This is a genomic window from Ornithinimicrobium sufpigmenti (assembly GCF_004322775.1).
In the GTDB taxonomy this organism is placed as follows: domain Bacteria; phylum Actinomycetota; class Actinomycetes; order Actinomycetales; family Dermatophilaceae; genus Ornithinicoccus; species Ornithinicoccus sufpigmenti.
The window spans coordinates 4,047,596-4,059,489 of sequence record NZ_CP036403.1; the positions used below are offsets into that span (position 1 = coordinate 4,047,596).

General features: G+C 72.9%; 9 protein-coding genes. 5 read left to right on the top strand and 4 right to left on the bottom strand.

Annotation, left to right across the window (positions count from 1 at the left end; genetic code table 11):
- Positions 1-51 precede the first annotated feature (51 nt).
- On the top strand, positions 52-1,503 hold the full coding sequence (locus tag ESZ52_RS18505) for an NCS2 family permease (protein WP_202865380.1): 1,452 nt from the start codon (positions 52-54) through the stop codon (positions 1,501-1,503).
- Between the two features lie 12 nt (positions 1,504-1,515).
- On the opposite strand, the gene lplAB is transcribed toward ESZ52_RS18505, so the two are convergent.
- Positions 1,516-2,565 (bottom strand): lipoate-protein ligase LplAB, encoded by a 1,050-nt coding sequence (gene lplAB / locus ESZ52_RS18510; protein ID WP_131106231.1) that lies wholly within the window; start codon positions 2,563-2,565, stop codon positions 1,516-1,518.
- A gap of 168 nt (positions 2,566-2,733) precedes the next feature.
- On the opposite strand from lplAB, the gene ESZ52_RS18515 reads away from it, so the two are divergent.
- Together ESZ52_RS18515 and ESZ52_RS18520 are read left to right on the top strand one after the other, a co-directional pair.
- The gene (locus ESZ52_RS18515; protein WP_131106232.1) at positions 2,734-4,014 is read left to right on the top strand and encodes a glycosyltransferase; all 1,281 of its coding nucleotides are present in this window, start codon (positions 2,734-2,736) and stop codon (positions 4,012-4,014) included.
- The gene (locus tag ESZ52_RS18520; RefSeq protein WP_131106233.1) at positions 3,990-5,537 is read left to right on the top strand and encodes a glycosyltransferase family 39 protein; all 1,548 of its coding nucleotides are present in this window, start codon (positions 3,990-3,992) and stop codon (positions 5,535-5,537) included. Before ESZ52_RS18515 ends, ESZ52_RS18520 begins: the two co-directional genes overlap by 25 nt.
- Here the strand turns inward: ESZ52_RS18520 and ESZ52_RS18525 are convergent.
- Positions 5,449-6,228 carry a hypothetical protein gene (locus tag ESZ52_RS18525; RefSeq protein ID WP_131106234.1) on the bottom strand — a complete coding sequence of 260 codons (780 nt, stop codon included), beginning with the start codon at positions 6,226-6,228 and terminating at the stop codon, positions 5,449-5,451. The genes ESZ52_RS18520 and ESZ52_RS18525 overlap by 89 nt on opposite strands.
- A gap of 156 nt (positions 6,229-6,384) precedes the next feature.
- Here ESZ52_RS18525 and ESZ52_RS18530 point away from each other — a divergent pair, with 156 nt between their 5' ends.
- Complete coding sequence (locus ESZ52_RS18530) at positions 6,385-8,739, top strand: excinuclease ABC subunit UvrA (RefSeq protein WP_131106235.1); 2,355 nt, start codon at positions 6,385-6,387, stop codon at positions 8,737-8,739.
- Positions 8,740-8,776: 37 nt separating this feature from the next.
- On the opposite strand, the gene ESZ52_RS18535 is transcribed toward ESZ52_RS18530, so the two are convergent.
- Positions 8,777-9,184, bottom strand: coding sequence for an SRPBCC family protein (locus ESZ52_RS18535; RefSeq protein WP_202865381.1), 408 nt, complete (start codon positions 9,182-9,184; stop codon positions 8,777-8,779).
- Positions 9,185-9,356: 172 nt separating this feature from the next.
- On the opposite strand from ESZ52_RS18535, the gene ESZ52_RS18540 reads away from it, so the two are divergent.
- Positions 9,357-10,379: an LLM class flavin-dependent oxidoreductase gene (locus tag ESZ52_RS18540; RefSeq protein WP_131106236.1), complete on the top strand. Its 1,023-nt coding sequence runs from the start codon at positions 9,357-9,359 to the stop codon at positions 10,377-10,379.
- A gap of 109 nt (positions 10,380-10,488) precedes the next feature.
- On the opposite strand, the gene ESZ52_RS18545 is transcribed toward ESZ52_RS18540, so the two are convergent.
- Entirely contained in the window at positions 10,489-11,886 is a 1,398-nt protein-coding gene (locus ESZ52_RS18545) for an MFS transporter (protein ID WP_131106237.1), read from the bottom strand.
- Between the last annotated feature and the right edge of the window lie 8 nt (positions 11,887-11,894).

An 11,894-nucleotide genomic window follows, 5' to 3' on the forward strand; every position in this document is an offset into this window, starting at 1 on the left:
TCGTCGGACCAGCCTCCCCTCCCCGCCTGTCCCGCCCGCTAGGAACCTGCCTTGGCCTCCACCCCCGAGCCCGCCAGCACCCCTCCCACCAGCACCCCTGCCACCTCGCAACCCTCGCGCCAGGACGGCCCGAGCTCGGGCGCCGGTGGCCTGCTCGACCGCTACTTCGGCATCTCCGCCGTCGGCTCCACGATCCCGCGCGAGCTGCGGGCCGGGCTGACGACCTTCCTGACGATGAGCTACATCATCTTCGTCAACCCCTCGGTGCTCAGCGCGGCGATCGACGTCCCCAACGGCTTCGTCCAGCTGCTGATGGTGACCTGCATCGCGGCCATGTTCGGCTCGGTGATCATGGGCGTGGTCGCGAAGTACCCCTTCGCGCAGGCACCGGGGATGGGGCTGAACGCCTTCTTCTCCTTCACCGTCGTGCTGGGGATGGGGGTGGAGTGGCAGACCGCGCTGGGTGCCGTCTTCATCTCCGGGCTGCTCTTCGTCGTGCTCTCCTTCATCGGTGTGCGGCAGGCGATCGTGCGCGCCCTGCCGATGGGGCTGAAGCTGGCGATCACCGCCGGCATCGGCTGCTTCCTGGCCCTCCTCGGCCTCCGTACGGCAGAGATCGTCGTGCCCAACGAGGCCACGCTGGTGGGCCTGGGCGACCTGAGCGCCCCGACGGCCTGGCTGGCGCTGCTCGGCCTGGGCCTGACCGCGGTGCTCATGGCCCGCAAGGTCACCGGCGCGATCCTCTGGGGCATCCTGGTGATGTCCGCCGTCGCCGTGATCTCGCGCATCCCCGTCTACAGCGGTGGCGAGGACGACACGCTGCAGGCCTTCCCCGGCTTCTCCGACGGCGTCGTCGGGCTGCCGGTCTGGCCCGGCGACCTGGTCGGGCAGCTCGACATCATGGGCGCGCTCAGCCTCGGCCTGGTGACCGTGGTGCTGACCTTCTTCATCGTCGACTTCTTCGACGCGACCGGCACGCTCACCGGCCTGGCGCACCGCTCCGGCTACCTGGACGAGAACGGCGACATGCCGCGCGCCAAGCGGGCCTTCTCGATGGACGGCCTCGCGGGCATGTTCGGCGCCTTCATGGGCACCTCCACGGTGACGGCCTACGTCGAGTCCGCCTCGGGCATCGAGGAGGGCGGTCGCACCGGGCTGACGGCCACGACGACCGGTCTGCTGTTCGGTCTGGCGATGTTCCTGTGGCCGGTGGCGTCCATGGTGCCCGGCGCGGCCACCGCTCCTGCGCTGATCCTGGTCGGCGCGCTGATGATGCAGGGCATCCGGCACATCGAGTGGGAGAAGGTCTCGGAGAGCGTGCCGGCCTTCCTCACCATCATCCTGATGCCGCTGACCTTCTCGATCGCCAACGGCGTCTCGCTGGGCATCATCAGCTACTGCGCGATCAAGCTCGCCATCGGCGAGGGCCGCAAGGTGTCCTGGCCGCTCTACCTCATCGCCGCCTTCCTGCTCTCCCGCTACATCTTCTTCGCCGACGGCTGAGCGCGACCCGCGTCACGGGATGCGGTGGGTCCACTCCTTCGTGCTGAACTTGGTGTCGACCAGCTCCTGCGCCGCAGCCAGCTCGGCCTCGGTGTAGCCGCGGCGGGACACGTCATACCTGCCCTCGAAGTGGGACAGGAAGGCCTCGATGACCTGGTCCCGCGGCAGCCCCGACTGGGAGCGCATCGGGTCGACCCGCTTGTTGGCGGACGTGGTGCCCTTGTCGGACATCTTCTCCCGGCCGATGCGCAGCACCTCCAGCATCTTGTCGGCGTCGATGTCGTAGGCCATGGTCACGTGGTGCAGCACGACACCGCCGGCGAGGCGGCGCTGCGCGGCCCCCGCGATCTTGCCCTTCTCGGAGACGATGTCGTTGACCGGGACGTAGTGGGCTCTGATGCCCAGCTCGGCGAGCGCGCCCATGACCCAGTCGTCCAGGTACTCGTAGGCGCGCTGGAAGCTCAGCCCCTCGACCAGCGAGGCGGGCACGATGAGCGAGTAGGTGATGCAGTTGCCGGGCTCCATGAACATCGCGCCACCACCGGTGATCCGGCGGACCACGTCGATGCCGTGCCGCTCCCGCCCCTCGTCGTCGATCTCGTTCCGGTAGGACTGGAAGCTGCCGATGACGACCAACGGGCGGTCCCATTCCCAGAAGCGCAGGCTCGGGCCGATCTCACCGCGGGCCATCTCACCGGCCAGCACCTCATCCAGCGCCACGTGCATGCGCGGGTCCATCGTCACCGGCGGGATGAGGTCGAAGCGGTGGTCCTCCCAGCGTGAGGCGTGGCCCAGCGCCCGCCGCACGGCGATCCCGACCGCCTCCGGCGAGAAGCCGATCAGGTGGGCCTCGTCGGGGAGCCGCTGGCTGATCGAGGCGGCGATGTCGTCGACCTTGGCGTCGGTATGCAGCCCGAGCAGCGCCGCGTTGATGTCCTCCAGCGCCTCGTCGGGCTCGAGGAAGAAGTCACCCGACACGAACGCCTCGGTGATCCTGCCGTCGGCCGTCTCGAGCTCGACCGCGACCAGCTTGCCTCCGGGGACCTTGTACTCGCCTCTCACGGTGGGGACAACAGGTCGGCACGTCAATGCCTTCCCGAGCTCACCGTCCTCGCCCCGCCCGGCACCACCGTGCTCCCGCGGCGCCGGACGCCGGGGCGTGCCGTTCCCGCCGACGGCGGTGAACTAGCGTGGTCACTCCACAGTCGTCGAGGCGAGGGAGGGCCGCGCATGGCCGATCAGCCCTTGCCGTCCTCCCCGGCCGACCCAGGGGCTTCGCGGAGACCAGGGACGAGCAAGGTGGTGGTCGCGGCCGTCGGCAGCCGTGGGGACGTCGTGCCGTTCGCCAACCTGGCCGCCCGTCTCGCCGCGGCCGGCCACGACGTCACCCTGGTCACGCACGCGGCCTACGGCCATCTGGCCGACCCCTCGCTCCGCCTCGCGCCGGTGGCTAGCGACCCGAAGGCGCTGCTGGCGGGTCCGGCCGCACGAGCGGTGCGCAGGGCCAGCCCTCGGGGGCTCAACCGCACGCGTCACCACTTCGCCGACTTCCTGCACGCCGCGCAGGAGCCGGCCCGGGCGGTCCTGCCCGGTGTCGACCTGCTCATCGCCTCGACGTTCGCCGTCGCGGCCGTCGACGAGGCGCTGCGGCAGTCCGTGCCCGTCGTCCGCGCCCACATGTGGCCGGAGTACCCGGGCCTGGCGGGCCCGATGCCGCTGCTGCCGTACGGGTGGCTCCTGCCCGGGCCGGCCCGTCGCCTCGCCCGCGCCGGGCTCCGGCGCGCCGAGCCGTTCCTGGGCGGCCTGGACGGCTGGTGGGAGCGGGGGCGGCTGCACCTGGTCGCGCGGCACCCGGTCGGGCTCACGACGGCGACGCTGGGGGCGTTGTACGCCTTCAGCCCGCACCTCGTCGCGCCGCTGCCCCCAGACGGGGTGGTGACCGGGTGGTGGACCGATCCCGACCCGGCCAGGCTCTCACCCGAGGTGGCGCAGGCCCTCGACGACGGGGACGACTGGATCTACGTCGGGTTCGGCTCGATGGAGCAGGACGACCCGGAAGAGCTGCTGGGGCGGGTGGGCGCGGCGTGCGACCGCCTCGGGGTGCGTGCCGTCGTGCAGCTCGGACAGGTGCGCGGTCGTCCCCATCCCCGCCTGCTGTGCATCGGTGAGGAGCCGCACGACGAGCTGTTCGGTCGGACCCGGGCCGTCGTCCACCACGGTGGCGCGGGCACCACGGGCTCCGTCGTCCGCAGCGGCGTCCCCTCCGTGGTCGTCCCGCACTTCGCCGACCAGTTCTACTGGGCCTCCCGGCTGCACGCCCTCGGGGTCGCCCCACGGCCGGTGCCCAGGCTCTTCTCCTCGGAGCGGGTGCTGGCCGGGCGCATCGAGGACGCCCTGGCACCCCGGATGGCCAGGCGCGCCGCCGAGCTCGCCGACCGGGTGCGCACCGAGGACGGGACCGGGCACGCGGTACGACAGGTCGAGCAGTGGCTGGCCGAGGCGAGGAGCTGACACCCGCGCGCCGTGACGGCGTCGCGGGCGCGAGGGGTCCGGCCACCGGTTCCACGGGTGCCACCGGTTCCACGGGTGCCACGGGTGCCACGGCGCTGGAGCCGCAGGTCAGCCCGCTGAGGGTCGCGGCCGCCCCCATGCTCGCGGTCACGATCCTCCTTCTCGCGGTCGCGCCCCGCTACGGCCCGCACTGGGACGAGCTCTACTTCGGGATGCTGCCGCTGCAGTGGTGGTATGTCGACCAGCCGCCGCTCACCGTGTGGCTGTCCTGGCTGGCCACCCAGGTGAGCGACGCGATCTGGGTGCAGCGCCTGCCCGCGGTGGCGGCCGCGGCCGCGGGCGCCTTCGTGGCGGGCCTCTACCCCCGGGTGCTCGGCGCCGGCCCGCGCGCCCAGCGGCTGGCGGCGTGGGCGCACGCGTTCACGGTCTACCCGCTGATCATGGGGCACATCTTCACGACGGCGGCGATCGACCTGCTGGCCTGGCAGGTGATCATCCTCCTGGTGCTGCGGGCCACCGCCGGACACCCCCGGAGCCTGGTCTGGGCGGGGACGGTCGCCGGTCTCGCCGCGTGGAACAAGCTGCTCGTCGTCGTCCTGCTGCTCGCGCTGTTCGTCGGGCTGCTGCTGACCGACCGTGCCCTGCTGCGGACGCGCCACACGGTGGTCGGCGTGGCCGCCTTCGGGCTGCTGGCAGCCCCCCAGGGCCTGGCCCAGCTGCTGAACGGCATGCCGATGACGCAGGTCTCGGCCGGTCTCGTGGAAGCGCAGGGGGACCTCGTGCGGCTCGCGCTGGTCCCGGCCCTCCTGCTCTTCGTGGGTCCACCGCTCCTGCTCGTGTGGGCGGCCGGGCTGATCGACCCGTGGCGGAACCCGGGGCGGCCGGGACGTTTCCTGCTGCCGACCGTGCTGCTGCTGGTCGCGTGGACACTGGCCAACCCCTCGCAGCCGCACTACCCCGCGGGCGCGCTGCTGCCGGCCCTGGCGATGGGCTGGGCGAGCCCGTGGCTCCGAGCGCGCTGGTCGCCCGCCAAGAGACGAGGCGTCATCGCCGCCAACGCCGTGGTGGCCAGCCTGGTCTGCCTGCCGCTGCTCCCGGCGGCCGAGCCCTGGCTCACGCTCCAGTCGAGGATCAACCCCACCATCCGCGACCAGGTCGGATGGCCCGACTACGTGGACCAGGTCCGCGAGGCCCGACGTGACGGGGAGGAGGTCATCACCGACACCTACGCCCTGGCGGGCGCCCTGCACCGCTACGGCTCACCGGAGGAACGGGCCCGGGTGCACTCCGGTCACAACGCGCTGTGGGACCTCGGACCGCCCTCCGGGGACCGGGTGCTGCTGGTCGGCGAGCACGCCGTGGCGCAGAGCGAGGCCTTCCGCACGTGCACCCCGGCGGGGACGCTGCAGGCCAGGCCGGTCGCGCACCCTCAGCTCACCGACGCGCCGATGCTCCACTGCGAGGAGCCGTTGTCCGACTGGCAGACGCTGTGGCCGCAGTTCCGTCGGCTGAGCGGCTGGTAGGGCCCTGCGGACGCCCCTCCCGGCCACCGGGCCGCAGGCGCACCGCCTCCACCACGAGGGCGGCGACGAGGCAGAGCACCATGGCCAGCTCCCCCGCACCACGCGGAATGACCGGGTCCGGGAGGCGGCTCTCCGCGGCGAGCACCAGCGCCACCCCGGCGAGCAGGCCCCGCACCACCCGGGAGGAGTCCAGCCAGGCCGTCTCCGGCCGGACCGCCGACCACAGCAACGCCAGTCCCGGGGCGACGAGGGCGAGGACGACCCCGACCATGTGGGTCACCACATACTCGGTGGCGGTGAACAGCCCGGCCACGACGAGGCCGACGCCCATGACGACCACGCCGAGCGCCAGGACCCACCCCCAGAGACGAAGGAGCAGGCCACCGGCCAGGGCGAGCAGCCCGCCGGTGAGGACGAGCCCGGTGTTGAAGAGGACGTGAGCCGGTGAGCAGATCCACCGGGCGTCGCGCACGTGGCAGGACCGGTCACCCAGGTCGCTGAGCATGTTCAGGTGCCACACGTACGCCGTGCCCGTCGTCCCGACGGACAGCGCGAAGGCGGTCACGAAGGTGCCCACGGCCGCCAGCACCGCGACCGCCCCGAGCCGGGCCCGCAGGTCGGCCTGGACCGACGACGCGCCGGGCGCGGCACCACGCCCGCGCCCGCCGCCGGTGCGCGATCGGGGGGCCATGGACCGATCCTAGGATGGCCAGCACCCTGCGCTGTCCTGCTGCTTCGACCTGCTTCGTCGCCGACAGAGCTCCTGCCTGCTTCTCGCTGGCACTTCTCGCTGGCTTCCTCGCCTGCCCCTTACGGTCCGTCGGTCCCTGGGTGCACACTGATCGCCATGACTGCCGTCGACGCCAGCCCGCACCCGGCCGACACCCACGACACCATCCAGGTCCGGGGCGCGCGGGTCAACAACCTCCGGGACGTCGACGTCGACCTGCCCAAGCGGCGCCTCACCGTGGTGACCGGGGTCTCGGGGTCGGGCAAGTCCTCGCTCGTCTTCGGCACCATCGCCGCGGAGTCGCGGCGGCTGATCAACGAGACCTACTCCTCCTTCGTGCAGGCCTTCATGCCGACCGCCGCCCGCCCCGACGTCGACCACCTGCACGGGCTGACGGCCGCGATCGTCATCGACCAGGAGCGGATGGGCCAGAACCCCCGCTCGACCGTCGGCACCGCCACCGACGCCCTGGCCTGGCTGCGGGTGATCTTCAGCCGGCTGTCCACGCCCCATGTGGGCCCGTCGGCGGCGTTCTCCTTCAACACCGCCTCGGCCTCCGGCCAGGGTGCCGTCACGGTGCAGAAGGGGCCGGGCAAGCCGACCAAGGAGGTCAAGCGCTTCCAGGTCCTGGGCGGCATGTGTCCCGACTGCGAGGGCATGGGCACGCAGGCGGCCATCGACGAGGACGTCGTGGTCGACCGCAGCAAGAGCCTGGCCGAGGGCGCCATCCTGCTCCCCGGTTACCCACCCGACTCGTGGGGCTGGAAGGCGTATGCCGAGAACGGCCGGCTCGACCCCGGCAAGCGGCTCAGCGACTACACCGCCGAGGAGTGGGACTGGCTCATGCACGCCGAGCCGACGAAGGTGAAGGTCGCCGGCATCAACATGACCTACCTCGGCCTGGTCCCGCGCATCCGCCAGACCCTCTTCGGCGAGCGTCCGCCGAAGCAGGCGCACATGATCGCCTTCAAGGACAAGGTCGCGACCACGGGCCCGTGCCCGGCGTGCGGGGGCACCCGGCTCAACGAGCCGGCCCGCACCGCGACCGTCCGCGGCACCACCCTGCCCGAGTGCTGCGACTGGGAGATCAGCGACCTGCTGGCCTGGGTGGAGGCCCTCGACGAGCCCAGCGTGGCGCCGGTGCAGCAGGCGCTGGCCGAGATGCTGCGCGCGATGGTCGACATCGGCCTGGGCTACCTCTCGCTCTCCCGCGCCTCCGGCACCCTCTCCGGCGGGGAGTCGCAACGGGTCAAGATGGTTCGCCACCTGGGCTCGGCGCTCACCGACGTCACCTACGTCTTCGACGAGCCCACCGTCGGCCTGCACCCGCACGACATCGCCCGGATGAACACATTGCTCGGCCAGCTGCGCAACTCCGGCAGCACCGTCCTGGTGGTCGAGCACAAGCCCGAGGTCATCGACATCGCGGACCACGTGGTCGACATCGGCCCCGGGGCGGGCAGCGACGGCGGTGAGGTCGTGTATGCCGGACCGCGCGCGGGCCTGGAGGCCTCCGGGTCGGTGACGGGTCGCCTGCTGGACCGGCGACCCACCCTGCGCGACCCGGTGCGGGAGGGCACGGCATACCTGGAGATCCGGGACGCGCGGCGCAACAACCTGACCGGCGTGGACGTGGACATCCCGCTCGGGGTCCTGGTCGCGGTGACCGGGGTCGCCGGGTCGGGCAAGAGCTCGCTCGTGCACGGGTCGCTGACCGGCCGGGAGGAGGTGCTCGTCGTCGACCAGTCGGCGATCCGCGGGTCCCGGCGGTCCAACCCGGCGACCTACAGCGGGCTGCTCGACCCGATCCGCACGGCGTTCGCCAAGGAGAACGGCGTCAAGGCCGCCCTGTTCAGCCCCAACTCCGAGGGCGCCTGCCCCGCGTGCAGCGGCTATGGGGTGATCTACACCGAGCTGCCCGGTATGCCGCCCGTCGTCACCCCCTGCGAGGCGTGCGGCGGACGCCGCTTCCAGGAGGAGGTGCTGTCCTACACGCTGCACGGGCTGGCGATCGACGAGGTGCTGCGGCTGTCCGTGGCCGAGGCGGCGGAGGTGTTCACGACCGGTAAGGCGGCGACGATCCTGCGCCGGCTGCTGGACGTCGGGTTGCCCTACCTCAAGCTCGGCCAGACGCTGACCAGCCTCTCCGGCGGGGAGCGCCAGCGGCTCAAGCTGGCCTCGCAGCTGCGGACCTCGCCGGTCGTCGTGCTCGACGAGCCGTCCTCCGGGCTGCACCTCGCTGACACGGACACCCTCCTGGCGATGCTGCACGGGCTCGTCGACGACGGCACCAGCGTCATCGTCATCGAGCACAACCTGGCCGTGGTGAGCCAGGCCGACTGGATCATCGACGTCGGGCCCGGCGCCGGCCACGAGGGTGGGCGGATCATCTTCGAGGGCACCCCGGCACAGATGGTCGAGTTAGGCGACACGCTCACCGCCCAGTACCTGCGCGAGCGGCTGGGCCGTTGATCCGCGGCCTCTCCCACGAGGGCAGGCACCTGCTGCGTCAGCTGCGCGACCGACCCGGCGCGCGCGACCGGCAGAGGCGCCGCAAGGCTAGCCGCGCGGGCAGGCCGTAGGTCAGCGCGAACGGGGCCGGGGCGTCGATCGTGAGCCCGGCCCGGGTGCCGGCGGGCGTGGCGGTCAGGTCGTGCACCAGCGTCATGGCGACGCCGAGCACGGACACCGTCCACTGCCAGCTGTGGGCCGCCTCGTCCACCTCGTCCACGGTGAAGGGGACCCGCACTCCGAGGGGTGCCCGCACCCGGCCGGTCAGGCCTGGAGCCAACCGGTCCCCCGACGCCTCGACACCGCGCACCTGAGGCGCCCAGTCGGTCCAGCGGCGGATCTCGACGTAGCGCCCCCACGCCGTCGGCAGGTCGACCGGGCCGGTGACCGTGATCCGCCTGCGCATCGCGTCCCCTGCCGTCGGGCCGGCGCGGCCGGCGAGGTGCCGGACGAGCCTGCGTCCGGTCCCCCGAGGCTAGCCCGACGACGATCTCCAGCGCGCCTCGGAGCGCGATGGATCGGGGGCGGGCTGCCGCGCCGCGACGGAATGCCTGCCCGCCCACCGCGTTGACCGAGGTATGAAGCGCATCGGCTTTCTCTCCTTCGGGCACTGGACCCCGCACCCGCAGTCGGCGGCGCAGTCGGCGTCGGACGTGCTGCTGCAGTCGATCGACCTGGCGGTGGCGACCGAGGAGCTGGGCGGTGACGGCGCCTACTTCCGGGTGCACCACTTCGCCCGGCAGCTGGCCTCGCCGTTCCCGCTGCTCGCGGCGGTCGGGGCCCGGACCGAGCGGATCGAGATCGGCACCGGCGTCATCGACATGCGCTACGAGAACCCGCTCTACATGGTCGAGGACGCCGGCGCCGCCGACCTCATCTCCGGCGGTCGGCTGCAGCTGGGCATCAGCCGAGGCTCGCCGGAGCAGGTGATCGAGGGCTACGGCTACTTCGGCTACCGGCCCGCCGAGGGCGAGACCGACGCCGACATGGCGCGCCGGCATACCGCGACCTTCCTGCAGGCGTTGGCGGGTGAGGGCTTCGCCGAGCCGAACCCGCGCCCGATGTTCCCCAACCCGCCCGGGCTGCTGCGGCTCGAGCCGCACTCCGAGGGGCTGCGCGACCGCATCTGGTGGGGCGCCGGGTCGCGCGCGACCGCCGAGTGGGCCGGGCAGCAGGGGATGAACCTGATGAGCTCGACGCTGCTCACCGAGGACGCCGGAGTGCCCTTCCACCAGCTGCAGGCCGAGCAGATCCGGCTCTTCCACGACGCCTGGACGGCTGCCGGGCACACCCGCGAGCCGCGGACCTCCGTCTCGCGCAGCATCTTCCCGCTGGTCACCGAGCAGGACCACGCCTACTTCGGGCTGGAGCGGCGCAGCTCGGACCAGGTCGGGATGCTGGAGGGCGGACGGGCGATCTTCGGCAAGACCTACGCGGCCGAGCCCGAGGAGCTGGTGCGCCAGCTCGCCGAGGACGAGGCGATCGCCGCCGCGGACACCCTCCTGCTCACCGTGCCCAACCAGCTCGGCGTGGACTACTGCGCCCACATCGTCGAGCAGGTGCTCGAGGTGGCCAAGGACCCGGCGCTGGGCTGGCGCTGACTCGGCCAGGGTCGGCATGTGTCCTGCGGTTGCGGTCCTGCGGTTGTCGCGCGATAACGCCATCACCGCAGGACCGAGCCTGCAGGACAGGGGCGACCACGTCCCGTGCTCAGGGACGGTGCGGGTGACCGACGCGGAAGCGGCCGACCTCGCGGTGGGTCAGCGCCACGACCCCGGTGACGGCGAGGCAGGCCGCGCCCCCGAGCACGGCCGCCACCGACGGCGTCGTCAGACCGGCGACCAGGCCGGCGCGGGCGTTGCCGAGGTCGGGGCCGGCGACCCCGACGACGTGCTCGACGGCCGAGACCCTCCCCAGGTGGCTGTCCGGGGTGGCCAGCTGCACCATGGCGGCGCGGGAGGTCACCGAGGCCGTGTCAGCGGCGCCGGCGACCACCAGCGCGGCGAGCACGACCCAGGCCAGCCCGGCCGCCGCGCCGAGGCCGACACCCAGCAGGGCCACACCCCAGACCAGGACGGCGACCAGCTGGGCCCGTCCCAGGCGCGGGCTGCGGGTGATGACCCCTGAGGCCAGGCCGGCGGTGGCTCCACCGACGGCGAGGGCGCTCATGAACAGTCCGAGGGTCCTCGGGTCTCCGGCGAAGAGAAGCTGGTTGACCATCGGGAAGAGCGCGACGGGGAAGGACAGCACCATCGCGCCCAGGTCGAGCAGGAACGAGCCGCGCAGCACCGGGTCCTTGGCGACCAGGGACACCCCCTCGGCCAGATGGCTGAGGCCCCGCCGGGTGCGGCCCCACAGCAGGGCCCCGCGTCCGGGTGCCGTCGCCACCTCGCCCACCACCGGGCCTGCCACCGGGTCCGGTCCGGCCGCCTCGAGCTCACCGTCCCCGTCGAGGTGCTCGTCCCCATCGAGGCCCTCCGCCCCCTCGGGCTCCACGACCCGGCGCGGCGGCATCGGCGGCAGGCTCCACACGGCGCAGCAGGAGACGGCCAGCGCACACGCGTTGACGAGGTAGCACAGGGCGGGACCGACGGCGGCCACGAGCACGCCGCCCAGCGCCGGACCGACCAGCATGGCCAGCTGGAAGGAGAGCATCAGCAGGGCCACGCCTGCGGGGACCAGGGGCCGGGGCAGCAGCCGCACGGTGAACGTGCGCCGGGCCGGCGCACCGAGCGCGCTGCACGCCGTCTGCAGCGAGAGCAGCCCGAGCAGCAGCGGCAGCGGGTAGGCACCCAGCACGAGCTGGGCGGCGAGCAGCAGCGCCGCCCCGGCCTGCCCACACGTCGACCACATCCCCACCGTCCGACGGTCGAAGAGGTCGGCCAGCGGTCCGCCGAGCAGCCCCATCACGATCATCGGGACGGCCTGCGCCAGGCCGATGGCCCCCACCCAGAACGGGTTGCGGGTCAGGTCCCACACCTGGAAGAGGACCGCGACGACGGCCACCTGCTGACCCAGGCCGGACAGCAGCCCGCTGGCCCACAGCCTCCGGAAGGGCGCGCTCGCCCGCAGCGGCGCCAGGTCGATCAGGGCGCTGCGGGCGCTCACCGGCGGGC

Excerpts from the sequence above, each read along its gene's own strand:
- ESZ52_RS18515 (WP_131106232.1), top strand. The coding sequence starts at position 2,734 with ATGGCCGATCAGCCCTTGCCGTCCTCCCCGGCCGACCCAGGGGCTTCG.
- ESZ52_RS18535 (WP_202865381.1), bottom strand. The coding sequence starts at position 9,184 with ATGCGCAGGCGGATCACGGTCACCGGCCCGGTCGACCTGCCGACGGCG.
- ESZ52_RS18530 (WP_131106235.1), top strand. The coding sequence starts at position 6,385 with ATGACTGCCGTCGACGCCAGCCCGCACCCGGCCGACACCCACGACACC.
- ESZ52_RS18525 (WP_131106234.1), bottom strand. The coding sequence starts at position 6,228 with ATGGCCCCCCGATCGCGCACCGGCGGCGGGCGCGGGCGTGGTGCCGCG.
- ESZ52_RS18540 (WP_131106236.1), top strand. The coding sequence starts at position 9,357 with ATGAAGCGCATCGGCTTTCTCTCCTTCGGGCACTGGACCCCGCACCCG.